Genomic DNA, 24752 nt, shown 5'->3' with positions numbered 1-24752 from the left:
GATCTGTTACCTGTATGAACAAATACCTAAAAGTTTGGTTTTCGCTTTTCAAGAAATGCAGAAACGCCCTCTTCAAAATCAGGCGTTGAAAAAGCTTTTCCAAATGCGTTGATCTCAGCGTGGTATCCGTTATCCGAATGCGCCAAGCCGATGTTAACAACTTCTACCGCAAGGGCAATCGCGGACGAAGATCGTTTATACATCTTAGCAAGAAGCTCCAGACAGGTCGGAATCAAGCTGTCGGCAGCAACCACATAGTTGACCAATCCCCAAGTGAGTGCTTCGTCCGCTGTTATCATATCGCCGGTCATAATCATCTCCAAAGCCTTCCCCCGTCCGACCAACTGCGGCAATCGCTGCGTCCCGCCATAGCCAGGAATCAGACCCAGAGACACTTCGGGCAGCCCCAATTTAGCCTGCGAGCTTGCCACTCGTACGTGACACGCCATCGCCAACTCCAAACCACCACCCAGTGCAAATCCGTTTACCGCAGCAATAACGGGTTTGGGAAAGCTGTAAAGGACATCCATCACTTCTTGGTGCCCCCAAGCCGCCAATTCATGTGCTTGATCTTCCGAAAGTCCGCTAAATTCGGCAATATCTGCACCCGCCACGAACGCTTTTTCACCAGCGCCTGTCAAAACGACTCCCCGAACTTGATCATCCGACCGCAGTCTCTTAAGCAGACCAGCTAGTTCTATCAGTGTAGCACGGTTTAAGGCATTCAGCTTGTCCGGTCTATTGATGGTCACATAAGCAGTACAATCTACTATTTCCAATAAAAAGTTTTCCAGTTTTTCCATAGCTTAAAAATTGAGTTGTAAACTGACGCGGTAGGCATCCCGTTGCACATCAGGCAAATCCAGATAATTTAATCGCTTTACATATTCAACGCGCAATATCCGGAAGATATTGTCAATTCCAACTTTGCCTTCCCAGTAAGGCGATTTGTCCATTATATGCGTTAACGTTTGTCCCGCGGCATTTTGATCAAACCGGATGACTTCATCGCTAACGTATGGATTATTGCGTTCGGTTAGGCTTCCATAAAACATCTTCACACCCCAAATTTCCCGTAAATTTAATCTTTTGATAAGGGGAATTTTATTGAAAATAAAGCCTTGCAACTTATGTTCAACGGCAAGCCTGATGTACTCATCCGCAACAAATTCCGTACTGCGCATTAATGTGTAATCAATCACGTGGCGATCCTCCTCGCGAAAAACATCAGGGATCTCCAGCAATGGATAAGGTAGGGTACCCCATATTTTTCCTCCCGCCAAAGTAAAATCAGCAAAACCCAACTGCTTTAGGAAGAATCTTTTGGATACGGAGGCCCGTAGAGCGTCAAAAGCGTAGTTTCCGCCACGCAATCCATCAAGCCCCCGGTTATACTGCACATTAAAGACAGGGTATTTTTCAATAATCGTGTTACGTGTTAGGTTCCTATAGTAAAACTTTTCATTAGGCGCCCATCGTAAAATGAACTGTAACTCATTGGTGTTGATTTCTGGCATCGAAACGGCATCTTCCGCCGATGATATGAACTGCAAATCCCCTATTGCACGGCGTTGATGGTGGATAACCGAACTTGCCAAACTCACATGGTTTCCAAACTCAATCAAATGTGTCAATTGATAAGCATCGGTGTCCATCCATTTCGTTGGACGATTTCTGCGGATTGATTGAAAAAAGCTATCTCCTTTGCGAAAGCCGAGGTTACGACCTGGATCAAAAATGTCGTGCTGTACCGCTGCTTGTATATAATGCGCCGGAAACCTTGCGACGGATTGCCCATTAAGCGATACCGTGGGTCGCACAAAATACTTAAACGCCCCATCTCGCAAACCGTAGGCCAAATAACCTTCGATAAAAAGCTTCTCGGAAAAAGCTGCTGTCGTTCGGCCTCCAATACGAATACGATCGCCTTCGATATTGTTTCTCGAGTAGAGATACTCTAACGGCCCAAATTCAACAGGGCCTACTGGATAATATCCTAAACCAAATAGATAGCCCAATGTCAACATCGCTTTGAAGGTTCGATTATCGTTAAGCGAATCGATATTGCTATACACCCGCTGTTCTACCGGCGAGAGTTGTACAGGACGCTTCTGCTCAATTAATAGCTGTTGCTCTTTCGCCTCCGGTAATATCTCCGTAGGAGCACCAAGAAATACATCGTCCGAAAACTGTCCGTCGAAGTCGTGTTCATATTGCAATGTAGTTTTTCTTCCATAAACAGCATCGCGCTTTCCTGTACCAAAAACGATGTTGACCGAACTCCGCTCTAAAAACATAAAATTCTCGTCATTAGGCCGGTAGATCAATTCTATATCCACATCATTTACCCAATTTAGATTCGACTCTTTATTCGCATGAAGCTCGGCAAATCTTACGGCAAATCTGTCATCCATCGTTATATGGAGTTTGCCACTTAACAAGAGGTCGGTTTTGTTCCGAGGCTCAAAGCTTAGCTCAATAAAACGTCCGAAATCGGTCTGTATAGTGTCGGTCAGATAATATTTATAAAATAGCGGCGCATTATTGGCAATAGGACTCAAAAACAACTTGTCAATTAAAAAAATATTTTCATCATATATCTCAATATCTTGGAAAAGGTAAGATAGGTACGATTGGATATTATGGTTATTAACGTAGCGCGGATCGAACTCTGTTTGTTTAATTGATTTTACACGTTTTTTATACGCTTTTGGATCAGTTTTGGAATACACGTCGCTCAATTGCTCTTGCATGAACATCGTCAGCAATCTATTTCCAGGAGAGGAAATGGTATCGATATTTTCGAAGACAAAACCGATACTCCCCAATCGTTTGCTATAGCCCTCCGCAGGGTTTACGAGACCAAACTGCAGTTTATCGTATTGTTTAAATGTTAAACGAGGTAAGCTTTCCAAACGGTTCGATCGCTTATGCTTAATGACTTGATCGATTAGATCCACCGCCGGATTACGATTTTTATACTTTACCTTTCGGGATATCTCGACAGCATCCAACACATTTTCGTTACTCTCCAAAGCTACTGTAAGCTGGGTTTGCTCACGGCGAAAGTCTACTACTTGGTCCTCATAGCCAATAGCAGATATCAGCAGTTGGAACGGTATTTTTTGATGGGTTAGAAAGCGAAAATACCCACTGGAATCACAGGAGGTTCCCTCCGATGTGCCAACAATGGAAACACTGGCCAATGCAATTCCTTTTGCGCTTGTTTTGTCAACAACCATACCCTCGATCTTCTGTTGTGCACGACCCTGTCCTACATAAAAACAGAGCGAAAGTATGCCTAAGATGATCGTCAACAACCTGTATTTCCACATAATCAAAAATGGTCTCGCATAAAGATACAATTTGTAATATAAGATAGAAATGAAATTAGAAAAAACCGGGGAAATCGCAGTTCCGTTTGTGCAGGCACGAAAAAGCCCGCCGAAGCGAGCTTTGACCCGGTATCACCGGCACATTTTCTTGACTACGCCAATTGGCCGAACCCTAAAGCAGCTTCAAAATAACATCTGGATAAACTCCAAATGCTATGGTCAATACTGCGGCAATCCCCAAGACGACCTTATACGCATTCGTTAATGGTATCTGCTGCTCTAAAGGCTCCTCACTATCCCTAAAATACATATTTACGACAACATGTAAATAGTAGTAAATGGCGACAGCTGCATTAACGGCAGCAATAACAAGTAACATGACGTTGTAGTTGCCCATGACATTGTTGAACATTAGGAATTTCCCGATAAAACCCGCCGTCAGCGGTATGCCTGCCAACGATAACATGGCAATCGTTAATATAAACGCTAATAAGGGTTCTCTTTTTGCCAATCCGTTAAATGACTCGAAATGCTCGGAACCCGTTTTTCGCTTCACCGCGATAAGTGTTGCAAAGGCGATGATCGACGCCAAACAATAAGCGGATGCATACATTAGGATGCTCGGCGCAGAAGCTGCACCAATCGAGACGATGGCAAAGAGCATGTAACCCGCATGAGATATACTGGAATAAGCCATCATGCGCTTAAAACTCGTCTGTACCAGTGCCGTGATATTTCCCACAAATAAGGTAATAATCGTGACCGTCAGAAGCACCGGCGTCCAAAACTCGCTCAATGGCACCAAAACCATACTGAACAACCTAAAAAATCCGACAAAAGCAGCGACCTTGACCACTGTACTCATAAAGGCGGTAATCAGTATAGGCGCGCCATCGTAAACATCGGGTGTCCAAAAGTGAAACGGTGCGGCTCCGATTTTAAAACATAGTCCGCATAGCAGTAGTAAAATTCCTCCATAAAATAGTGGAGATATCTCATTGGTGGTCATCACATAGTTTCGTAGCTCCCCTAAATCGAACGTACCGGCGGCGCCATACATCAGCGTAATGCCAAAGAGTAGAAACCCTGTTGAAAAAGCACCCATCAAAAAATACTTTAATGCTGCTTCGTTCGACGACGGGTCATTCTTCCGGATGCCGACCAATATATACAGCGCCACAGACATAATTTCTATACCCACGAAAAGCATGGCGAAATTATGGTAGGCCGTTACTAATAACGCACCCATCAACGAAAAAACGATTAGACAGTAATACTCGGCAATATTATCGCTAATTGTTCTAAAATATTCTTTTGATAAAAGTAGAATAAGAATGGTTGCAAGCATACACAAGGCAGAAAACGCCAAAGCATAACGATCGAACAGCACCATACCATGGTATAGCGGTACGGCTTCCTCATTCCACTGAAATAATATAAATCCCAACGCCACAAGGGCACCAACGATCGTGACGGGAAGGAGTGCATTTTTGGCACGGTAAAGGCCCAAATACAACAAGAAAATCCCCAAAATACTTAATGTTATTATCGCCCCCATAATATGTCCAATCGCTAATTAAAATTTAATTTGATTCAATAAGTTAACCACTGCCGCCTCGGATAGCCCCAATATCGCTTTCGGCCATACACCTAAAAAAATGGTAAAGAATGTGATGATGCTCAAGACTAAAAGCTCGTGTCCTTTGATATCGATCATGGGCTTAGCATCAGGCTGCAAATGTCCGAGCATTGTCTTTTGGTAAAACCGCAACATATATACAGCCCCCAAAATAAGCGTCAGTCCGCCAAAAGTTGCATACCATACACCGTAGTCAAAAAGACCCTTCAATAGGAGAAATTCCCCGATAAATCCGTTTGTGAGCGGAAGACCGATAGCGCCCATCAAAATGATCAAAAAGACCGTGGCAAGACGGGGCATGGGTTTTGCAAACCCGCCCCAGGCCGACAAGGACCGCGTTGCTGTTCGTTCCTGCAATAAATCAATAATGAAGAATATGCCCACCACGCTTAGCCCATGATTGACCATCTGCAAAACAGCACCCTGTATTCCCTCTACTTGCCATGAAAATACACCAGCGGCTATCAGTCCTACGTGGGCTATAGATGAATACGCTACCAATCGTTTGGCATCTTGCTGCTTAAAAGCAATGATGGAGGCATAAACAATACCGATGACGCACAATATTAAGATAATGTGACTGTAAGACAATACGGCAAACGGAGCGATCGGTAACAACCACCGTAACAGCCCGTAAACCCCCATCTTGAGCATAATGCCGGCCAATAGCATGGTTCCTCCTGCTGGAGCTTGGGTATAGGTGTCTGGCTGCCAAGTATGAAAGGGAAAAATCGGTATCTTAATAGCAAAGGCCAAGAAAAATGCCCAAAAAACCCAACGTTGCGCATCCTCGGATAGGTTCAACGACACCAATGATTCCCATTCTAAGCTCTTCACAACACCTTGGTGATACAGATAAATCAAAGCTACCAACATAAAAATACTTCCGAGAAAAGTATATACGAAGAATTTCAAGTTTACTCGAATGCGATCGCCCTCTCCCCAAAGTGCGCAAATAAAATAAATCGGAATCAAGGCAAGCTCCCAACCCACATAAAAAGAGAATGCATCCCTAGCCAAAAAAACCAATAATAAGCCTGCCTGCATAAAAGAAACCAATGCATAAAACACACCGCTATATCTTTTTCCGAACGAAGACAACACAATTAACGGAATAAGTCCATTCGTCAATAACACCAAAGGTAAGCTGATGCCGTCTAGTCCGATATGGAACTGAAGTCGCAATGTTTCGATCCACATCCAACTTTGCTCAAATTGCATAGATGCATCAGGCACGAAACCTATTAAAAAAGGAATTGAAAACGCTAACGTCAACAACGAGGTGAGCAAAGCAATCCATCTCGCTCGAGTAGGCTCCTTGACAACGCACAAAAGGCATGCAGCAACTACAGGTATTAGCAATAATATAAATAAGTTATCCATTAGGAGTCAGTAATTTAAATAATGTAAAAGCCGAGTAAGCATAATATCCAATACATATTGATCTTAGCTATGGAATATACCATATAACAGGATTGCCACCACACTGATGACCATCATCATGATATAAAACCCTACATGGCCGCTTTGCAATTGTCGAATCCCCTTTCCCGAGCCAATAAAGAAGTCTCCCACGCCATTTACAAAGCCGTCGATGCCCATTTTATCTACATATTTGAAGAAAAAAACGGACAGTTTACCAAGGGGTCTCACGATTACGGTAGCATACAGCTCATCCACATAAAGCTTACTGTACGACAACCGATACAGCAGACTTTCTTGTTTTTTGTCATCAGCAACATCGACATTCTTGGCATATTTTGTATAGGCGAAGACAGCCATCATAAGTGCGCCCAGCACGGATACACCCATTAAAACATATTCCGCCATGTGGCTTAACTCCAGTACGGTATGATTCACTTCTCCCATTTCCAAAACAGGAGCTAGAAACGCTTGTAGCGCATGATGTCCGCCTAATGCCTCCGGCACATTGATGAAGCCACCAACTACCGAGAGGATTGCTAAAATAATCAACGGAACTGTCATGAGCCAAGGCGATTCGTGCACATGACTTTGCTGTTCTGCTGTTCCGCGAAACTTTCCGAAAAAAGTTAAGAACAACAAACGAAACATGTAAAAAGCGGTGAACAATGCGGTGATTAACCCAATCACCCAAAATACGGGTTGATGTTGAAAAGTATGGGCTAAAATTTCATCCTTGGAGAAAAAGCCTGCAAAGGGCGGTATTCCGCTAATCGCGATTGTACCGATTAGCATGGTCGTAAAGGTTATGGGCAAGGCTTTCCGCAATCCCCCCATTTTTCGCATGTCCTGCTCGTCCTGCACCGCATGGATCACTGAACCTGCACCCAGAAAAAGTAGCGCTTTAAAAAAAGCATGGGTAAGAACATGGAAAAAAGCCCCGGTGAACGCACCTACCCCGAGGCCTAGAAACATGTACCCCAACTGGGATACCGTAGAATATGCCAACACTTTTTTAATATCATTTTGCGTAAGCGCAATGAACGCTGCTACAAAAGCCGTGACAACGCCCACAACAGCCATAATTTCCATGGAAAGTGGTGCGAGCAAAAAAAGCACATTGGACCGTACAACCAAGTAGACACCCGCCGTCACCATCGTCGCCGCATGGATCAATGCAGAAACCGGCGTAGGACCAGCCATTGCATCGGGCAGCCAAGTAAAAAGGGGTATCTGCGCCGACTTGCCCGTAGCAGCCACAAAGAGTAAAAGCGTAATAATAACGATGACAGGCGCTCCGACAGACATCCCACTCGCCGCAGCAAAAACCTCTGCATATTCCAAACTACCGAAAGCTTCCAAGATAAAAAACAAAGCAAGTAAAAATCCTAGATCACCGATGCGGTTCATGATAAATGCTTTCTTGGCGGCCGACGCATATGAAGAGTTTTTAAACCAAAAGCCGATCAACAAATAAGAACAAAGGCCAACCCCCTCCCAACCGATGAACATGACCAGATAATTAGATCCCAACACCAAAATCGTCATAAAGAAAATGAACAGATTTAGGTAGGCAAAGAACTTACCAAAACCTTCGTCATGTGCCATGTATGCACAAGAATATAGGTGGATGAGGAACCCAACGCCGGTAATAATTAAAAGCATAATCGCACTTAACGGATCCAACAGAAATGAAAGCGCAATCCGCAATGATCCGACAGAAAACCAATCAAAGACATGCACCGTAAACGATGCCACTGAACCCGCATCACGCGCCGCTGATACCTCCAAGTAGGCGAGTGTGCTAAGAACGAAAGAAGCCAGCACCGCGAGCGAACCAACGATACCGCTAACAATTTTAGGAACACTATTTCTAGTGAGTCCATTTATGATAAACCCAAGCAAAGGGATAAGGGGAATAAGCCAAATTAATGCGGACATACTATCTATTTAACGTAAAAAGTCTGAAACTGTACTACCAACGAAGTTTACTCAGTGATTCAATATCCACCGATTTTGTATGGCGATATACCATAACAATGATGGCCAAGCCCACAGCCACCTCTGCCGCTGCCAACGCCATGATGAAAAAAACGAAAACCTGCCCGCTCGCATCGCCTCGATAAGCGGAAAAAGCGGCCAACAATAGATTAACCGAATTCAGCATCAACTCAATGGACATCATAATAATGATAACGTTTCGCCGGATGAGCACACCCGTTACACCGATAGCGAAGATGATACTACAAAAAATAATGTAATGATTGAGCGGAACGCCTTGTATCTGCGTGAGAAAATTTTCCATTATATTTTTTTAACCTCTTTTTTTGCCAACAAAACAGCTCCTACCATGGCTGTAAGCAGCAAGATAGAAGAAATCTCAAAAGGCAGTAAGAATTCATTGAATAACACTTTCCCTAAGTTTTTTACCAAACCCACCTCCGCATTTCCAACGACAAATTCGTTGTTTGGAGCAATTACTTTGAAAGCACCAAGAAACGTGGCAATCAGGCATATACCTGCAATGGCTCCCATGACTTTGACAAGATTCGATTTCATTGGTTCGCTTTCTTCATTCATATTCAACAACATCAGCACGAAAAGAAAAAGCACCATAATAGCTCCCATATATACGATAAAGTTCACGACGGCCAAAAACTGCGCATTTAGCAAAATGTAATGTATCGTAAGGGTGAAAAATGTAACGACCAAGTACAGTACGCTATGTACAGGATTTTTGGTGAAAATGGTCATTAACGCAAAGAATATCGCCAAAAAAGCAACTAAATAAAATACAGACATCTTAACTGGTTTTATCTTGGATTAATTTGGTAATGTCAAAAGTTGGCTCAACTAACTTATCTTTCCCATAAATAAAGTCTTTCCGTAAATAGTCTGCCGTTACATGTGGCCCGTCCAAGTAGATAGCCTCCTTGGGACATGCCTCTTCACACAGCCCACAGAAAATACAGCGAAGCATGTTAATTTCGTACACCGAAGCATATTTCTCTTCCCTATACAGCATCTCCTCTCCTTTTTTCCGCTCGGCAGCAGTCATCGTAATCGCCTCTGCAGGGCAGGAAAGCGCGCAAAGTCCACATGCTGTGCAGCGTTCGCGCCCTTGTTCATCACGCTTTAAAGAATGTTGACCTCTAAAATTCTTAGAATAGGGACGAGTTTCTTCCGGATATTTTACCGTAGGTATTTTCTTAAAAAAATGTCGGATGGTAATCCCCAATCCTTTGGCAATCGCAGGAAGATACATGCGTTCCCAGAAATTCATGGGTTTCTGTTCGATAATCTTTTTTCTATTTGATAATGACTGCATAGCTGTTTCTTTTATCGGCTTGTTCGGTAGCATCCATGCTTCCGTATTTTTTTGTTATCAACATTTGGAGCTATTCCTAAGCAAAATAGGTATCCTTGATCAGCGTAATGACCCCTGTCAAAACGATGTTTGCAATGGCTAAAGGGATTAACATTTTCCAGCCCAAGTTCATCAGTTGGTCATAACGGAAACGCGGTAATGTCCAGCGGATCCACATGAAAAAGAAAATAAAACCAAATATTTTTAGAAAAAATGCAAGTACACCTAATATGGTGATCCAGTTCTGGGAGAGACCGAGATCATGCATGAACGGAAAATTGTAACCTCCGAAATACAGCGCAGCCATCAATGCAGAAGATACAAACATGTTGATATACTCGGAAAACATATAAAGCCCCAGCTTCATGGAAGAATATTCCGTATGATATCCGCCAACCAATTCTGTTTCACATTCCGGCAAATCGAATGGCACGCGATTACACTCCGCAAAAGCACAGGTCATGAAGATCAAAAATCCAATCGGCTGCACCCAAATATTCCAATTAACAAAGCCTGATTGTTGGGCAACGATTTCACTCATAGACAAGGTTTGGGTTACCATCAGCAAAGCGATAAGCGACAGGCCCATACCAATTTCGTAGCTAATACTTTGCGAAGCTGCTCGAATAGCGCCTAATAAAGAGAACTTATTATTGGAAGCCCAACCACCAATCATAATCCCATATACACCTAGGGCAACTACGCCAAAGATATAGAGCACGCCAACATTGATATCTGCGACTTGCAGCACCACTTCCCGGTTGCCTACGGTCAATGTTTGCCCCCAAGGGATCACTGCCGAACTGATACAAGCCGTAATGATGGCCAATGTAGGTCCTAAGATAAAGAGTGGCCTGTGTGCCCCAGCGGGAATAATTTCTTCTTTAAAAAAGAACTTGCCACCATCGCAAAGTGGCTGCAACAGCCCACCAAAGCCAGCTCTGTTTGGCCCGTGCCGATCCTGCATAAAACCAGCTATTTTGCGTTCTGCCAATGTAGAATACATGGCGATAACAAGCGAAACCGTAAACACAATTACGACCAATATTAGCTTTTCTAAAATAAATGCTCCTTCCATGTGTTTCTTATTTTAATCGTTCTGTTCTTGCCAATTGTTCTTCGTTTGCCTCTTGCAGTTTAGGATTTTGTTTGATAACGGGCGGAGGCGTAAATACGGAATAATGGTTTGCTGTAATGACAGAGTCCTTTTCTATGAGTGTAGGTTCTTCCAAAAGCCAGTCTGCCGTTTTCTTTTTCTCAAACCGGCAACTGTTACAGATAAACTCTTCCACTTCGTTAAATTCGTCCTTTCGTGCCGTAACCCGCAACACTTCGTCTCCTTTATACCAAAGTGTAACTTTACCCGAACAGGTCGGACAATCACGATGTGCATCTACCGGCTTTGTAAACCAGACGCGGTTCTTGAAACGAAAGGTTCTGTCGGTTAAAGCACCCACCGGACACACATCGATTACGTTACCGATAAAATCATTCTCTAAAGCATTTTCGATAAAGGTAGAAATCTCGGAATGGTCTCCGCGATTAATCACACCATGCTCGCGTCCAGCTGTTAGCTGATTAGCCACGTAGACACATCGGTAACAGAGGATACAACGGTTCATATGTAATTGAATCTGCTCTCCAATGTCGATTCGTTCGAATGTACGACGATCAAATTCGTATCGCGTTTGATCTGCGCCGTGCTCATAACCTAAATCCTGTAATTTGCATTCACCAGCCTGATCGCAAACAGGGCAATCCAGTGGGTGATTGATCAATAACATTTCAACTACACCTTTCCGCGCTTCTACCACATCGGGCGAAGTGATATTTTGCACTTCCATTCCATCCATGACGGTGGTCCGGCATGATGCAACTAGCTTTGGCATAGGACGAGGATCTTTCTCCGATCCTTTGGATACCTTCACCAAACAAGTTCGACATTTACCGCCACTTCCTTCAAGCTTGGAGTAATAGCACATTGCCGGTGGAACGATATCTCCACCGATCTGGCGTGCAGCATTCAGTATGGTTGTTCCTGGCGACACGTCTACCGTAATACCATCTATCGTAACTTTAAATTTTCCTTCTTCAGCCATTGTTTTTTCTTTACATCAACAGGTATAAAGCACCACTAAACAACAGGAACTAATGGATCTGCGTAATGGGCCAAGCCAAAATTTCTTGTTTGTGATTCCCTTGGATTCAAAATGTGCCATTCAAACTCATCCCTAAAGTGCCGAATGGCGCTAGCAACGGGCCATGCCGATGCATCACCCAGCGGACAGATGGTGTTTCCATCTATTTTGCGCTGTATGTCCCACAGTAAATCGATATCGGCGATGTCGCCATGCCCATACTCGATTTTGTGAAGGACTTTTTCCATCCAACCTGTCCCTTCTCGGCAAGGAGAGCATTGCCCGCAGCTTTCGTGGTGGTAAAACCGGGTAAAGTTTAGGGTATTCCGCACGATGCATTGGTCTTCATCGAAAGCAATGAAGCCACCCGACCCCATGGCGGTTCCCGTCACAAAACCACCGTCAGCCAATGATTCGTACGTCATCAGCCGTGCTTCACCCTTAGCTGTTTTTGTCGCCAAATTATTGGGTAATATGGGCACCGATGATCCTCCAGCTACCATAGCCTTGAGGCGCTTGCCGTTTGCAATGCCACCGCAGTATTCATCCGAATAGATAAACTCTTCCACGGGTAAACCCAGCTCGATTTCATAAACTCCTGGTCGCACCAAATTCCCAGAAGCAGAAATAAGCTTCGTGCCGGTACTGCGCTCAATACCTATCTTCGCGTATTCCTCTCCTCCGTCGTTTACAATGGGTACCGTTGCCGCAATGGACTCCACATTATTGACCACCGTCGGGCAGCCATATAATCCCGCGACAGCAGGAAATGGTGGTTTGATACGCGGGTTACCACGCTTGCCTTCCAAAGATTCAAGTAAAGCCGTTTCTTCTCCACAGATGTATGCTCCACCACCCGGCTGTACGTAGACCTCTAGATCGTAGCCGGAACCTAAAATATTTTTTCCCAAGAATCCCGCCGATTTAGCTTCTGCAATAGCACGCTCCACGATACGTATCTGCGGCATCATCTCGCCACGAATGTAGATATAAGCGGTATTCGCTCCCAAAGCATAACTGGACACTATCATGCCCTCTATCAAGGCATGCGGGATTTTTGTCATCAAAAAACGATCCTTAAAGGTTCCCGGCTCAGATTCGTCGCCATTGCAAACCAGATATCGTGGTACACCATCTGGTTTCGCCAAAAAGCTCCATTTCATACCCGTCGGAAAACCTGCTCCGCCACGTCCCCGTAAACCGGATTTCTTTACCTCTTCCACCACGTCGTCGGGAGACATGGTCTTTAACGCTTTCTCCACAGCGCGATACCCGCCCTGCCTGCGATAAACCTCCAGCGTGTCAATTCCTGGAACGTCAATATGTGTCAGCAATAACTTACGGGCCATATCTATTGATTTTTTGCCTTTTCCTTTAGCTCGTCAATCAACTGATCGACACGCTCTTCGGTTAGATTTTCATGAAATGTGTACGACGGCCCGATCTGCAATACCGGACCAAAACCGCACGCCGCCAAACACTCGACCCCTCTCCACGAGAAAAGGCCATCAGCTGTAACTTGTCCTTCCGGAACTCCTAAGCGCTTTTCCATATGCTGCATGATACGTTCTGCACCGACAAGGCAGCACGGCCCTGTTCTACAGACCTCCAATACAAACTTTCCTTTGGGCTGAAGAAAATACATGGTATAGAAGCTTGCTACCTCATAGACCTCTATGGGTTTCAAAGCTAGATAATCAGCAACTTTATCCATCGCATCCACACTCAGCCAGCCATACTCTGCTTGAACGAGATGTAATATTGGCAACAACGCCGATTTCTGTTTCCCTTCGGGATAGCGTGACACGACTTCAGCAAACTTATCAAATAAGGCTGGCGTGAATGTCACAATCATATTTTCCTGAACACTAAGCATCTAATTCTCCTGCTATTACGTTTAAACTACTCATGTTTAAGATCGCATCCGATATCAACATACCACTGCTCATAGGTGCAAACATTTGATAATTGATGAATGATGGACGCCTAAAATGTAAGCGATACGGTGATCGGCCTCCATCATGGATCATATAAAATCCCAGTTCACCATTCGCGCCTTCTACGGCGTGATAGACTTCCGACTGCGGCGTCTCCCATTCTCCCATCACAATCTTGAAGTGGTAGATCAGCGCTTCCATATTCGTGTAGACTTGTTCTTTGGGCGGTAAATAAAAAGCAGGAACATCGGCATGAAAAACACCACTCGGTTCCTTAGCAATTTTATCTAGTGCCTGTTCGATAATTCGTAACGACTGCCACATTTCGTCATTACGAACCATGAAACGATCGTATACATCGCCTTTGGTACCCACAGGAACATCAAATTCAAATTCTTCATACGAACAGTAGGGTGCTACGACTCGTACATCGTAATCCACGCCAGTAGCTCTCAATATTGGCCCTGACCAGCTATAACTCAATGCCTCCTCGGGCGTTACTGCTGCCACACCGGACGTCCGTTCGATAAAAATTCGGTTTCTTACGAATAGGTTCTCAAATTCCTTTAAAACTGGCGGAAAACGTTTTAAAAATTCACTGATCTTTTGAAAAGCGACTTCATTAAAATCACGCTCAAAGCCTCCGATACGTCCGATATTCGTCGTCAACCGCGCCCCGCATATTTCCTCGAAAATTTCATAAATAAATTCCCGCTCCTGCATAACATACAGGAAGCCTGAAAAAGCCCCTGTATCTACGCCCAAAATACCGTTACAAATAATATGGTCGGCAATACGTGCCAGCTCCATAACGATGACACGCATATATTGTACGCGTTTAGGAATTTCTATATCTAGCAGCTTTTCAACCGTCATATGCCATCCCATGTTATTTATGGGCGCAGAGCAATAATTCAGCCGGTCTGTTAGGGGTGTAATTTGATAAAAAGGGCGATGTTCTGCTATTTTTTCGAACGCTCGATGTATATAGCCAATTGTGGACACACCACTAACAATCCGTTCGCCGTCGATCTGCACAACGTTTTGGAAAACGCCATGCGTAGCAGGGTGCGTCGGACCGATGTTTAGGGTGATCAACTCGTCCTGTGGATCATTATCGAAGTAAACAGCAGCATTAGGCGTTATTTTGGTGATAGGGTTGCTCATCGTTTCGATTTCTGTTTATAGTTAACGTCCAAAATAAAAATCCTTTTTATCTACGCGGTTCGGATCTTCCAGCGGATATTCTTTGCGCATTGGAAACACGTCCAACTCGTCCATGTTCAAGATACGACGCAAGTCTGGATGCCCCTCAAACACAATTCCAAAGAAATCATACGTTTCTCGCTCCATCCAATTAGCACCATTCCATAGCGATGTCGCCGAAGGAATGGTAGGCATTGGCCCCGCAATGAAGACCTTTATACGCAGCCGTACATTATGAAGCATATTATGCACATGGTACACGACGCAGAAGTCTTTTTCTTCGGTCGGGTAATGTACCGCAGTAATATCGGTAAGGTAGTTGAAGCGCAGCTTCGGATGGTCTTTGACAAAAACGAGAAAGTCGGTAATGATGTCTTCCTCCACGGAAACGGTGAGCAAACCGTGTGGCTCGCCCAAGACCACGAAAGATCCACGAAAGCGATTTTCAAGCTCACTCAGCACCAATTTATTATCCAGCTTATCCATTTCCATTATCTGTTATGATGCCGTATTTTTCCAACAGCGCCTTGTACTCAGGTGTGTTACGACGGTTCAACGATTCATTTTTCACGATATCCTGTAATTTGAGCACACCGTCCAAAATAGCCTCGGGCCGGGGCGGACAACCTGGCACGTACACATCGACGGGAATGATCTCGTCGATACCTTGTAACACCGAATAGGTATCGAAAATACCGCCGCTAGAAGCACATGCTCCTACCGCGATTACCCAGCGAGGTTCCGCCATTTGCACATAAACTTGTCGCAGGACAGGAGCCATCTTTTTCGCGATCGTCCCCATTACCAGCAACATATCTGCCTGTCGAGGCGAAAAACTAGGCCGCTCTGCACCAAATCTCGCCAAGTCATAGGTAGAACCCATCGTCGCCATAAATTCAATACCACAACAAGAAGTCGCAAACGGCAGAGGCCACAAAGAATTAGCACGGGCCAACCCTATTGCTTTGTCCAACGTCGTTGCAAAAAATCCTGATCCTTCAACACCTGGAGGCGCTTCTGCCAATGTCACTTTACTCATGACTGCTGTTTTTTGGTTTATATTAAAAAGTTTAAATTGGTGGAGGAGCCGCCTAAAACGGCGCTCAGCGACGGCTTAATCCCAGTCCAGGGCCCGCTTTTTGATGACGTAGATAAAGCCCAATAGCAGCAAGCCCATAAAAATGAACATCTCAACTAATCCTCCTACGCCAAATTCCCGGAAGTTTACAGCCCACGGGTACATAAATATGACCTCCACATCAAATATGACGAACAAAATGGCTACCAAGAAATATTTAATAGAAAAGGGGTGCCGAGCGTTGCCAATAACCTCTACTCCAGACTCGAAAGCGCCCAACTTGTTCTCTGTACGAACTTTAGGACCAATCAAATGGGTTCCAATTATTGTCAACACACCGAATCCAACTGCTACACCTAATTGAAGTAAAATAGGCATATAATCTACTGGAGTGCTACTTAGGTTTACACTTTCCATAATTACTCGTTTATTATCTGTTCTCCTTAACAAATATATCATTTTTTCCCAATAAAAAAAGGGACCGCAAGCAGTCCCTCCAAATTTTAATGATATTTTAATATTATAATTGATCGACAAATTGCGTCGCAATTTCGTCTTCTGGTCTAACCTTCAACGTCTCTTGGAAGTAGGTTTTTGCTTTTGCATTGTCCCCTTTGAAGTAGTAGTAATAACCGATATAGTTATTTGCATCAGCAACATAAGCGTTGCTTGTTTCGTCGGTTTTGCCGGAAGCTTTGATGACCGACAACAATTTGTTGAAGGAATCCAAATACAACCCTTTCACGTTTTCCGGATCATACACCACATTGTCCAAAGCCAGCTCCGATAAACCTTTGAAATATAACGCATTCACTTGGTATTTATCGATAACTTCTTGTTTTGTTGCTGCCGTTACGTTGCCTAATGCTTTGACTGCTTCGTCCAGCATAGGTTTCGCTTCTGCCAATTTTTGTTGTCCCACTTCTGGAGTAACCTCATCATCCTCACCTGGAGAGATAATTTTCGAACCCTTTTGGTACTGTCCTACCCCCAAGTAGTAATTGGCATCGTAGTAATAGTCAGAAGCCGTATCCGCCGCAACAATACGGAAAATTTTCACGGCATTGTCTACATCGCCATCTTGGTATTTAGCAAAAGCAGATTCTGCGATCTCCGTTTCCAAGTTGTCTTCCTCCGCCTGCTTTTCTACAGCTTGCTTAAGCAATTCCGTTGCCTTCGCTTCGTCACCTGCGCTCAAGTTTGCCAAACCGGCATACAAGTAGTCACGTGGTATTAGACGCTCAGGCTGCACTTTAGAGAATAATGTATTCATGTATTCTGCAGCTTTCGCATAATCTTTATCTTGGTTGTAGGCAATATAACCCAAGTAGCGGTACACCTTTGCATCAACTCCCGGTGCATTAGCCAATTCCTGGGCTACCGTTTTAAGCTCTGCATAGTTTCCAGAATACACCAAGAAATCGGCATAGCGTGTCTTTGCTTCGACAGAGTTATCACCTGTCAATTCCAAATATTTCTTGTAGTTCTCCACACCTTTTTGATTGATCTCCCGGTAGTCCTCTTCAGGCGCTTTTAAAGAAGATAAATAGTAGGTCTCCGCAAGCTCACGGTACAATGGAGCGTAATCAGCATGCTCTTGTGTCAAAGCTGTCAACTGCTCCAGCACAACGTCGTAAGCCTGCGCTCTTCTTGATATCACTGCTTGGCCGATCTTGGGAGCCAACAACGAAGGATCCATGTACTCTGCATCACGGTAGTTGACATATGCTTGGCTACTTTCGCCAAGACCAGCGTATGCATCGCCCAATGCAACCAAAATTGTCGCATCTTTCGTATTTTTACCTTTGGCCTGTGTTAGGTACTCAATTGCTTTTGTATAATCTGGCTTTGGCGCATCAATATAGGCCTCACCGATATACAGAAGCGGCAAATAATCCTTTTTGCCCAATCCAGATACCGCTGTAGTAAACTTGGTTTCTGCTGCACTCTGATTACCGTTCATTAGATCGACAATCCCCAACCCTACATTATTTAACTGTTCTTTCGGCGCATTTGTCAACCCCTGGTTAAACACATAGGCCGCTGAATCCAACTTGTCGTTAACCAAGTGAACCTTGCCTAGATAGAAATAATTCTCCCCATCTTTCGCCTTCTTCTCTACCAAGTTCTGCAGAATAGTCTTTGCTTTATCATACTGCTCGGCCGTCAACGCAGCCTTCGCATCTTTTAAGCTTTGGGCACCTGCGGAACCAATTGTTCCAGCCAATAATAGACTTAAAAATAATTTGCTGTTTGTCATAATCTATTTGTGTTCTATTTTATTCTTCGTTGATTAAATATTATCGCGTACTATAATCTCGCGGCCAGGCATTGTTGCCGGCACTAAACCAGCCTTTAAAACGATCCGCTGCCCGCGATCTCCCGTAAGAAAAGCCGAAAAGCCTATACCCAAACCCAAATTCGGTTGATAGTTCAGCACGTAAAACGTACGTTGGAGCGGATATTCTCCAGCGGCTATCGTGGATTGATTTGGCATATAAAACTTGTTATCAGCGTTCTCTCCAAGCGTATTCTGCACGCTCAAGATACGAATATTATTTTTATTTGGAAACGAGCCGATTAAATCGCTGTACTCATTATAGCCCAATATACCCAAACGATCTGTCGTTTCTGATACGGCTTCCAAAACGCTTTGCGCACCGCTGCCAGCTTCGACAAAATTGGACGCAACTTTATCGATTTGCCCGATTTCCTGCAATAGCCTGAAGCTGCTCGAATTGATGTTATCAAATACAATTTTTCGCTTATCCAAACTCTTCCCTTGCATAATCTCCGTCAAGTACCCAATGGTAACGCTTGTGTCCAAAGATTTAGTATTTGCAACAACAACTATCCCATCCGACCACAACGGAAATATTTTCGGTGTAATGGATCGTTTCTTGAATGAAGCCTCCTCCTGCTCATTTAGGGTTCGCGCCAGAATAGCGACACTCGCCTTCCCAGACACAAGCTCGCGAATAGCGAATACTTCTGGCTTGGCTACAAAATTAAGCTTCGCATTCGGATATGCCGATAGAAAAACCTCTTCTTGCTCCTTAAGCAAAGGCAATATCGACTCGTCGACCGCTACGGCCAGCGAACCCACCAAAATATCCTCTTGCTCCTTGGCAGCCTGCGCCTCATCTCCATCCGTACCGTTTGACCGATTTTGTGATCGCGAACAAGATGTTGCAACAAGACTTAACAGTAAAAGCACCTGTATAATAGTTTTCATCCGATATATAATAATGTATTTTATCTAATTTAGTTTTAACACTTTGTTCCTATCAGGCCTCACCGCGCGGAAATCTGTTGTCTCACTTATCTGTTAGAATAGGAAAAACTGCTAAAAGTTTAATCCACCAAACAACTATCTTCGAAAATTATTTTGCCACAAGCGTGCAAACCGCATAAATGAATATACAATCAATAAAATACCAAAAAGCCTTTTGTAGGTCGGATCTATTTCTAATGGGAAACCACGCCAAAAAATAATGAGCATGCCCAGTGAAAAATAAAAGCCGAACATCGCTAGGCCTAAAATAGACAGAAATCGCTGGGTTGGCGATTTCTGACTAAATTTTTTTGTGCTGTTACGCAAACCGTTCATGTTACTGTTGTAAGTTTAGCGTAATAGGTAATGTGTAAGCTACACGAACAGGACGACCATTCTGAATACCTGGTTTCCATTTTTTCGCCTTTTTTAGCACATTTACCGCAGCTTGACCTGTTCCGTAAGACAAATCCTTGACCACTTTAATGTCTGTTAGGCTACCGTCGCGTTCCACAACAAAGGAAACTACGACTTGGCCCTTCACGCCAGCGTCAATCGCACCCTGCGGATAGGTATAGTTATCACCCACCCATTTACGAAATGCGGCCAAACCACCAATCGGCTCAGGATTTACCTCTACTGCTGTAAAGATCTTATTCGACTCGTTCCCATCTGGATCTCCTGTTGCGCTACCGGTAATTTGCCCTTCTACTTTCTTGGGACCAAATTCACCTGTCGGCACACCAGCAGCACCTTTCGTACCTTTCAAGGTAATACGAGCTGGAGTTTTATTCTCTTTCTTGATTTCCTCTTGGGAAACAACCTCTTCCTTCACTTGATTCTGAGGCACCACTTTCGGCTCAGGGAAACGCACCAAATCTTCTGCCGGTGGCTCCTGTGCTATACGTTGAGGTGGCTCTTCCTCTTGCGGAAGCGGCTCTTCTTCTTCTTCCGGCTCTGGAATGTCCAAATCTTCCAAGGTCACTTCCGTAATCACGGGAGCTTCTTCCACAGGTTTATCCGGGAACACCTTGATGTTGAACATTTTTGGAGCACTCAAAACAAGAACACTTGCCGTGATAGCGAGTAGACCGATATTAGTAGCCTTCGGCGCATACTTGCGCAAATCGTAGGCACCATATTCTCTATTTCTATTCGCAAAAACGACGTCAAGCCATTCTTTTTTGAATATATCTAATTTAGAACCAAACATATTTTGCTTAATTGTGCGACTAGTCGTTGAATAGACCTTCGCGTTTTAACACCTCTATTTCGTCACTATTGATCTTTGAAATCATGTAGCGTTTGACATCTACAATTTTCATCTCATCGAGAATGTCGACAAGGTTTCGTTGCACCGATTTCTCGCTAGGTCTGATTACCACGATCAAATCTTTACCGCCAGAACGAGCTGGTACTTCTTTCTGCATTTTCAGCAAAACCTGACGAATACCTTCTTTACCATAATCGATGGTTGTGGGAGGATAGATCGGCTTTGCCAATTGGCCGTAGTACCAAGAGATCTTGTTGTCTGAACCTAACAAAAGTGTAATCGAGCGGTTGTCGGCAATTTCTAAATTGTCATTTGCATCGATCTTGTTTTTATCAGGCATTGCAACATCCATCGCCTGCGGTTTATTGAGTGACGTGGTTAACATGAAGAAGGTAATCAGCAAGAATGCTAAGTCCACCATGGCGGTCAAATCGACCTTGCCTCCGGCTTTCTTGGCTCTAACCTTGCCACCTTTTTGTTTACCACTATCTTGATTTAATTCTGCCATTTTTTTTTAATTATACCCTTATTGTTCCGCTCTCAGACCCGTTACAAAACTGAACTTGTTCTGCTTTTGGTTCCTCAAGGTCTCAATAATTAAATTAACGGTTGGATACTTCTCCTCTGCATCAGCTTTAATTGCAACTTTCATCGGTCCTGGATCAACGAAATCTCGCTCACCATCGCGCGAACGGTTGTATTCAATTGTTGCTTTACGCGCTTCTTGTACCCAAGAATACAATTCATTTGATACCGTTTCTGTACTATCTACAGGAATGCCTGGCTGAATACTTTCTTTACGTTGATCATTTGGTAGTGAAAGCAACTGACGGAGATTTTTGATCGGCACACCGAATTCATCCAATTGCTTAAACTGCTCATAATCCTGTGCCGAAAAATTCACATTGTATTTCTGTGACATGTTTTTCAACGTGATCTCGCGAACAGTAGGGTTTTTTACCCCAAAGAATACCTTGCCATTAGCTACGGAGATCACTCCTAGATTGTCATCTGGTAACTTGTCTGGCGTAGTAGACTGCGGCGTATCGACAACCAATACTTCCGGTTGACGTGCCGTTGCTGTTAATACGAAAAACGTAAGAAGCAAGAACGACACATCACACATCGCCGTCATGTCGATGGCGGTACTGGTTCTTTTTACTTTTGCTTTACCCATTTTTCTTAACTTCTTTTAATTAACAATTCTTATTCCTCATAACAATGATGATTCTTATCCACAAATTCCATAAAGAATTTTGAAAAAAAACCCATGTGTTCTTATTTGTGGTTTGCAGCGTACGTTTGTACGATAGAGAAACCAGCTTCGTCGATGGAATAGGTTAAATTGTCAATCTTAGCTGTTAAGATGTTGTACATCACAATAGCGAACGTAGAGGTTGCGATACCTGTTGCCGTATTGATCAAAGCTTCTGAGATACCATTTGCTAGCTTTGCTGAATCTGGAGCACCACCTGTTGCAAGTGCGGAGAAGGCCTTGATCATACCCGTTACCGTACCCAATAGACCCGTTAATGTACCGATAGAAACCAACGTCGCAATTACATTCATGTTTTTCTCCAACATAGGCATTTCCAAAGCGGTCGTTTCTTCAATTTCTTTCTGGATAGCAACCACGGATTTTTCTGCATCTAAACCTGTATTAGCAGATACGTCCTTGTATTTTAACAATCCCGCTTTAACCACGTTTGCTACAGAACCTTTTTGTTTGTCACACTCAGCAATAGCTGAATCGATGTTACCACCATTGATTAATGATTGAATTTTTCTAACGAAGTTACCTACGTTACCTGTTCCAGCTGCTCTGCTAATAACCAAGAAGCGCTCAATAGAGAATACCCATACCATAAGGAATAAACCAATAAGGACCGGTACAACAACCCCTGCATGGTAAACCATACCCAAATAGTTTCCTGGTTTTGGTTGGTTTTCTGGATTTTCTTCAAGAAAATTGGAAGGACTACCCATTACAAATTGCCATACAACGTAACCGATGATGAAACAAATGATGATCGCTAAACTCGCAAATAAATTACCGGAGTTTCCGCTTTCGTTCTTAACAGGAGTAGTAGTTTTTGGTGCGTTTGCCATTTTTTACTAATTTTTAGATTTTTACTGTTGTTTAATATTAATGTTTAATTCAATTTGTGCAATTTATTGCCATCTATCTTGCCTTTAAGCAAAACAAATATACCATTTTGTGTTAAAAATAAAATTTTCTCTGCATTAATTTATACTTCTTTCAATCGGCACCATATTAGATAGACCGCCAGCGGGTTCCTTTCCTTCCTAATCGGGCATTCGCCTCATGCTTAAACGTCATTTAAGACGATATATTTTACAATGAAAACTATTTTTTTTGGTTTATGCAAATTAAAAAATCATTAATTCCCAAAAATAAGTAAGTATTCACTCATCATAAAATATCAGGATAACATACCTCGATTCTACTGGCAAATCTCAAATTAGGGAAGAGATTAGACCTTTGACAGCCACCAACTCCCTATGCAACCGCTTGTAACTCTTTATCCGCCAACTATTTTGACAGCATATCCTGCGCTGGTCAACAATTCAGCAATCTTATTTTTGAAATCTCCCTGAATGATCACGATACCGTCTTTTGCTCCTCCGCCAACTCCGCATTTCTGCTTCAGCGTCTTGGCTAAATCATTTAAGTCTTCTTCCCTTCCAATAAATCCGTCCACTATTGTAACAACTTTTCCTTTGCGAGCCTTCTTGTCCAAAGACACCTTCAACCGCTGCTTAGCGATCGGCAAGGTTTCTTGTTCGACATCTTCGGACGCAGACACGTAGTCAAAATCGTCCGCCGTTGAATACACAATTCCTTCAAATCGTTGTTTCTTCTGTTTACCCATGCTTAACAAATAATTTTTAAAGATTTATGTTTTATTTCTATATCCAATGTTGTGCCCATTTCAACTGGCTCTCCATCTACATGTACTGGTCCCTTTTCATCGCGAATAATACGAATAGCTTTCCCCGGTAAGATCTCCACATAATCCGATTGGTCTGCACTTTTTGTAAAAAGGTGAAATACCATTTTCGGCAAGAGATACAGGGGAAATTTCTGAACCACGCAGACATCCAAAATACCGTCCGTAATAGATGCCTGCGGAGCAATGTAGGCATTGTTACCATATTGTGGAGAGTTGGCGACGCTTATCATAAAGGCTTCTCTTTTATACGCTTTTCCATCGATGATCAATGTGTATGTGCTGGGCTTGAAATTACCCAATACATTCACCGCCGAACGCAGATAGCCGATGGGCCCCCGAATGTTCTCTGTTGCAAAGTGATCGCTGACCGATGCATCGAAACCCAAACCGGCAATATTGAAAAAATGACGACCATTGATTTCGCCGGTGTCCACCTCGACCGACTCAAATCTATTGATACGGCGAATCGCTGCAGACTCATTTAGCGGAATACCGAGATACAGCGCTAAACCATTGCCTGACCCCTCTGGAATAATTCCTAGCGGCATATTGGTGCCCATGATAGCAGAACCTAGCTCATTGATAGTCCCATCGCCGCCTACCGCAACCACGGCATCATACCCTTCTTGGATGGCTTGCTTTCCCAACTCGAAGGCATGATTCGCGTGGTCTGTAATCTTAAATGTCGGATCAAACCTCTCTAAATCAAGAACTTCCAATACTTGCTTGTTAAAGGCGGTTTTCTTCTTTCCTCCTGATATTGGATTCACCACAAATAAAATCCGTTTTCGTTGACGCATGTTCTATTTTCAAATTTCAGGTTATAAAGATAAAGATTTGACGGCATCATTTTATCCCTAGCCAAAAAAATTGGAACAAAAGCAACGCATGTCACGAAAATTGAACGAAAGCAGGGTCACCGTGATGTAAAAGATTAGCGGCGACGTGCGAAACATTTTCGCTTTCAGTTTTCTATATCCGAGAAAGGTTTGTACTTTTGTCTACGAAAAATGTGGACTGATTTGCGTAGGATACCTGTTCAAGGTATTTTAGGAGATTGCAACCACAGTAAAAAAGTGCTAAAACCAACAAATCTGTTTTTCCACTT

The 24752-nt window shown here is 43.5% G+C and carries 24 protein-coding genes; all 24 read right to left on the bottom strand.

What is annotated here, in order from left to right; all coding sequences use genetic code 11:
* Window positions 1-26: 26 nt before the first annotated feature.
* Window positions 27-803, bottom strand: a complete 777-nt coding sequence (locus IE165_RS12530) for an enoyl-CoA hydratase/isomerase family protein (protein ID WP_189626977.1) — start codon at window positions 801-803, stop codon at window positions 27-29.
* A 3-nt stretch (window positions 804-806) separates the two neighbouring features.
* Window positions 807-3335, bottom strand: a complete 2529-nt coding sequence (locus IE165_RS12525; RefSeq protein WP_189626976.1) for a DUF5686 family protein — start codon at window positions 3333-3335, stop codon at window positions 807-809.
* A gap of 172 nt (window positions 3336-3507) precedes the next feature.
* Complete coding sequence (locus IE165_RS12520; RefSeq protein ID WP_189626975.1) at window positions 3508-4893, bottom strand: NADH-quinone oxidoreductase subunit N; 1386 nt, start codon at window positions 4891-4893, stop codon at window positions 3508-3510.
* A gap of 18 nt (window positions 4894-4911) precedes the next feature.
* Window positions 4912-6357: a complex I subunit 4 family protein gene (locus tag IE165_RS12515; RefSeq protein WP_189626974.1), complete on the bottom strand. Its 1446-nt coding sequence runs from the start codon at window positions 6355-6357 to the stop codon at window positions 4912-4914.
* A gap of 63 nt (window positions 6358-6420) precedes the next feature.
* Window positions 6421-8337 carry an NADH-quinone oxidoreductase subunit L gene (nuoL, locus tag IE165_RS12510; RefSeq protein WP_189626973.1) on the bottom strand — a complete coding sequence of 639 codons (1917 nt, stop codon included), beginning with the start codon at window positions 8335-8337 and terminating at the stop codon, window positions 6421-6423.
* Window positions 8338-8371: 34 nt separating this feature from the next.
* Window positions 8372-8701, bottom strand: coding sequence for an NADH-quinone oxidoreductase subunit NuoK (gene nuoK, locus IE165_RS12505; protein WP_189626972.1), 330 nt, complete (start codon window positions 8699-8701; stop codon window positions 8372-8374).
* On the bottom strand, window positions 8701-9198 hold the full coding sequence (locus IE165_RS12500) for an NADH-quinone oxidoreductase subunit J family protein (RefSeq protein WP_189626971.1): 498 nt from the start codon (window positions 9196-9198) through the stop codon (window positions 8701-8703). The genes nuoK and IE165_RS12500 overlap by 1 nt, the downstream gene beginning before the upstream one ends.
* A 1-nt stretch (window position 9199) precedes the next feature.
* Entirely contained in the window at window positions 9200-9724 is a 525-nt protein-coding gene (locus IE165_RS12495) for a NuoI/complex I 23 kDa subunit family protein (RefSeq protein WP_189626970.1), read from the bottom strand.
* A gap of 76 nt (window positions 9725-9800) precedes the next feature.
* A complete protein-coding gene (nuoH, locus tag IE165_RS12490; protein WP_189626969.1) occupies window positions 9801-10841 on the bottom strand; it encodes an NADH-quinone oxidoreductase subunit NuoH in 1041 nt (346 codons plus the stop codon).
* Between the two features lie 7 nt (window positions 10842-10848).
* On the bottom strand, window positions 10849-11862 hold the full coding sequence (locus tag IE165_RS12485) for an NADH-quinone oxidoreductase subunit G (RefSeq protein ID WP_189626968.1): 1014 nt from the start codon (window positions 11860-11862) through the stop codon (window positions 10849-10851).
* A 35-nt stretch (window positions 11863-11897) separates the two neighbouring features.
* Window positions 11898-13250, bottom strand: coding sequence for an NADH-quinone oxidoreductase subunit NuoF (nuoF, locus tag IE165_RS12480; RefSeq protein WP_189626967.1), 1353 nt, complete (start codon window positions 13248-13250; stop codon window positions 11898-11900).
* Between the two features lie 2 nt (window positions 13251-13252).
* On the bottom strand, window positions 13253-13777 hold the full coding sequence (locus IE165_RS12475) for an NADH-quinone oxidoreductase subunit NuoE family protein (protein ID WP_189626966.1): 525 nt from the start codon (window positions 13775-13777) through the stop codon (window positions 13253-13255).
* Window positions 13770-15005 carry an NADH-quinone oxidoreductase subunit D gene (locus IE165_RS12470; RefSeq protein WP_189626965.1) on the bottom strand — a complete coding sequence of 412 codons (1236 nt, stop codon included), beginning with the start codon at window positions 15003-15005 and terminating at the stop codon, window positions 13770-13772. Before IE165_RS12470 ends, IE165_RS12475 begins: the two co-directional genes overlap by 8 nt.
* Before the next feature lie 21 nt (window positions 15006-15026).
* Window positions 15027-15530, bottom strand: a complete 504-nt coding sequence (locus IE165_RS12465; RefSeq protein ID WP_189626964.1) for an NADH-quinone oxidoreductase subunit C — start codon at window positions 15528-15530, stop codon at window positions 15027-15029.
* Window positions 15523-16083, bottom strand: coding sequence for an NADH-quinone oxidoreductase subunit B (locus tag IE165_RS12460; RefSeq protein ID WP_189626963.1), 561 nt, complete (start codon window positions 16081-16083; stop codon window positions 15523-15525). Before IE165_RS12460 ends, IE165_RS12465 begins: the two co-directional genes overlap by 8 nt.
* 75 nt (window positions 16084-16158) lie before the next feature.
* Window positions 16159-16539, bottom strand: coding sequence for an NADH-quinone oxidoreductase subunit A (locus IE165_RS12455; RefSeq protein WP_189626962.1), 381 nt, complete (start codon window positions 16537-16539; stop codon window positions 16159-16161).
* 103 nt (window positions 16540-16642) lie between these two features.
* The gene (locus IE165_RS12450) at window positions 16643-18382 is read right to left on the bottom strand and encodes a tetratricopeptide repeat protein (RefSeq protein WP_189626961.1); all 1740 of its coding nucleotides are present in this window, start codon (window positions 18380-18382) and stop codon (window positions 16643-16645) included.
* A 33-nt stretch (window positions 18383-18415) separates the two neighbouring features.
* On the bottom strand, window positions 18416-19357 hold the full coding sequence (locus IE165_RS12445; protein WP_189626960.1) for a PstS family phosphate ABC transporter substrate-binding protein: 942 nt from the start codon (window positions 19355-19357) through the stop codon (window positions 18416-18418).
* 376 nt (window positions 19358-19733) lie between these two features.
* Window positions 19734-20609 carry an energy transducer TonB gene (locus IE165_RS12440; RefSeq protein ID WP_189626959.1) on the bottom strand — a complete coding sequence of 292 codons (876 nt, stop codon included), beginning with the start codon at window positions 20607-20609 and terminating at the stop codon, window positions 19734-19736.
* A gap of 19 nt (window positions 20610-20628) precedes the next feature.
* Window positions 20629-21177: an ExbD/TolR family protein gene (locus IE165_RS12435; protein ID WP_189626958.1), complete on the bottom strand. Its 549-nt coding sequence runs from the start codon at window positions 21175-21177 to the stop codon at window positions 20629-20631.
* An 18-nt stretch (window positions 21178-21195) separates the two neighbouring features.
* Window positions 21196-21846 (bottom strand): ExbD/TolR family protein, encoded by a 651-nt coding sequence (locus tag IE165_RS12430; RefSeq protein ID WP_189626957.1) that lies wholly within the window; start codon window positions 21844-21846, stop codon window positions 21196-21198.
* Between the two features lie 101 nt (window positions 21847-21947).
* Window positions 21948-22778, bottom strand: a complete 831-nt coding sequence (locus IE165_RS12425; RefSeq protein ID WP_189626956.1) for a MotA/TolQ/ExbB proton channel family protein — start codon at window positions 22776-22778, stop codon at window positions 21948-21950.
* A 434-nt stretch (window positions 22779-23212) separates the two neighbouring features.
* Entirely contained in the window at window positions 23213-23563 is a 351-nt protein-coding gene (locus IE165_RS12420) for a translation initiation factor (RefSeq protein ID WP_189626955.1), read from the bottom strand.
* A 2-nt stretch (window positions 23564-23565) separates the two neighbouring features.
* Window positions 23566-24444, bottom strand: a complete 879-nt coding sequence (locus IE165_RS12415; protein ID WP_189626954.1) for a diacylglycerol/lipid kinase family protein — start codon at window positions 24442-24444, stop codon at window positions 23566-23568.
* Window positions 24445-24752: the final 308 nt, after the last annotated feature.

It is taken from the genome of Sphingobacterium griseoflavum (assembly GCF_014653155.1).
GTDB lineage: Bacteria > Bacteroidota > Bacteroidia > Sphingobacteriales > Sphingobacteriaceae > Sphingobacterium > Sphingobacterium griseoflavum.
Note: the sequence above shows the minus strand (reverse complement) of the source record. Positions and strands in the feature narration are given on the sequence as shown.

Excerpts from the sequence above, each read along its gene's own strand:
- IE165_RS12525 (WP_189626976.1), bottom strand. The coding sequence starts at position 3,335 with ATGTGGAAATACAGGTTGTTGACGATCATCTTAGGCATACTTTCGCTC.
- IE165_RS12475 (WP_189626966.1), bottom strand. The coding sequence starts at position 13,777 with ATGCTTAGTGTTCAGGAAAATATGATTGTGACATTCACGCCAGCCTTA.
- nuoL (WP_189626973.1), bottom strand. The coding sequence starts at position 8,337 with ATGTCCGCATTAATTTGGCTTATTCCCCTTATCCCTTTGCTTGGGTTT.
- IE165_RS12435 (WP_189626958.1), bottom strand. The coding sequence starts at position 21,177 with ATGGCAGAATTAAATCAAGATAGTGGTAAACAAAAAGGTGGCAAGGTT.
- IE165_RS12460 (WP_189626963.1), bottom strand. The coding sequence starts at position 16,083 with ATGAGTAAAGTGACATTGGCAGAAGCGCCTCCAGGTGTTGAAGGATCA.
- IE165_RS12430 (WP_189626957.1), bottom strand. The coding sequence starts at position 21,846 with ATGGGTAAAGCAAAAGTAAAAAGAACCAGTACCGCCATCGACATGACG.
- IE165_RS12500 (WP_189626971.1), bottom strand. The coding sequence starts at position 9,198 with ATGTCTGTATTTTATTTAGTTGCTTTTTTGGCGATATTCTTTGCGTTA.
- IE165_RS12425 (WP_189626956.1), bottom strand. The coding sequence starts at position 22,778 with ATGGCAAACGCACCAAAAACTACTACTCCTGTTAAGAACGAAAGCGGA.
- IE165_RS12470 (WP_189626965.1), bottom strand. The coding sequence starts at position 15,005 with ATGAGCAACCCTATCACCAAAATAACGCCTAATGCTGCTGTTTACTTC.
- IE165_RS12440 (WP_189626959.1), bottom strand. The coding sequence starts at position 20,609 with ATGTTTGGTTCTAAATTAGATATATTCAAAAAAGAATGGCTTGACGTC.
- IE165_RS12485 (WP_189626968.1), bottom strand. The coding sequence starts at position 11,862 with ATGGCTGAAGAAGGAAAATTTAAAGTTACGATAGATGGTATTACGGTA.
- IE165_RS12415 (WP_189626954.1), bottom strand. The coding sequence starts at position 24,444 with ATGCGTCAACGAAAACGGATTTTATTTGTGGTGAATCCAATATCAGGA.
- nuoK (WP_189626972.1), bottom strand. The coding sequence starts at position 8,701 with ATGGAAAATTTTCTCACGCAGATACAAGGCGTTCCGCTCAATCATTAC.
- IE165_RS12520 (WP_189626975.1), bottom strand. The coding sequence starts at position 4,893 with ATGGGGGCGATAATAACATTAAGTATTTTGGGGATTTTCTTGTTGTAT.
- IE165_RS12465 (WP_189626964.1), bottom strand. The coding sequence starts at position 15,530 with ATGGATAAGCTGGATAATAAATTGGTGCTGAGTGAGCTTGAAAATCGC.
- IE165_RS12515 (WP_189626974.1), bottom strand. The coding sequence starts at position 6,357 with ATGGATAACTTATTTATATTATTGCTAATACCTGTAGTTGCTGCATGC.
- IE165_RS12455 (WP_189626962.1), bottom strand. The coding sequence starts at position 16,539 with ATGGAAAGTGTAAACCTAAGTAGCACTCCAGTAGATTATATGCCTATT.
- IE165_RS12530 (WP_189626977.1), bottom strand. The coding sequence starts at position 803 with ATGGAAAAACTGGAAAACTTTTTATTGGAAATAGTAGATTGTACTGCT.
- nuoF (WP_189626967.1), bottom strand. The coding sequence starts at position 13,250 with ATGGCCCGTAAGTTATTGCTGACACATATTGACGTTCCAGGAATTGAC.
- IE165_RS12445 (WP_189626960.1), bottom strand. The coding sequence starts at position 19,357 with ATGAAAACTATTATACAGGTGCTTTTACTGTTAAGTCTTGTTGCAACA.
- IE165_RS12450 (WP_189626961.1), bottom strand. The coding sequence starts at position 18,382 with ATGACAAACAGCAAATTATTTTTAAGTCTATTATTGGCTGGAACAATT.
- IE165_RS12495 (WP_189626970.1), bottom strand. The coding sequence starts at position 9,724 with ATGCAGTCATTATCAAATAGAAAAAAGATTATCGAACAGAAACCCATG.
- nuoH (WP_189626969.1), bottom strand. The coding sequence starts at position 10,841 with ATGGAAGGAGCATTTATTTTAGAAAAGCTAATATTGGTCGTAATTGTG.
- IE165_RS12420 (WP_189626955.1), bottom strand. The coding sequence starts at position 23,563 with ATGGGTAAACAGAAGAAACAACGATTTGAAGGAATTGTGTATTCAACG.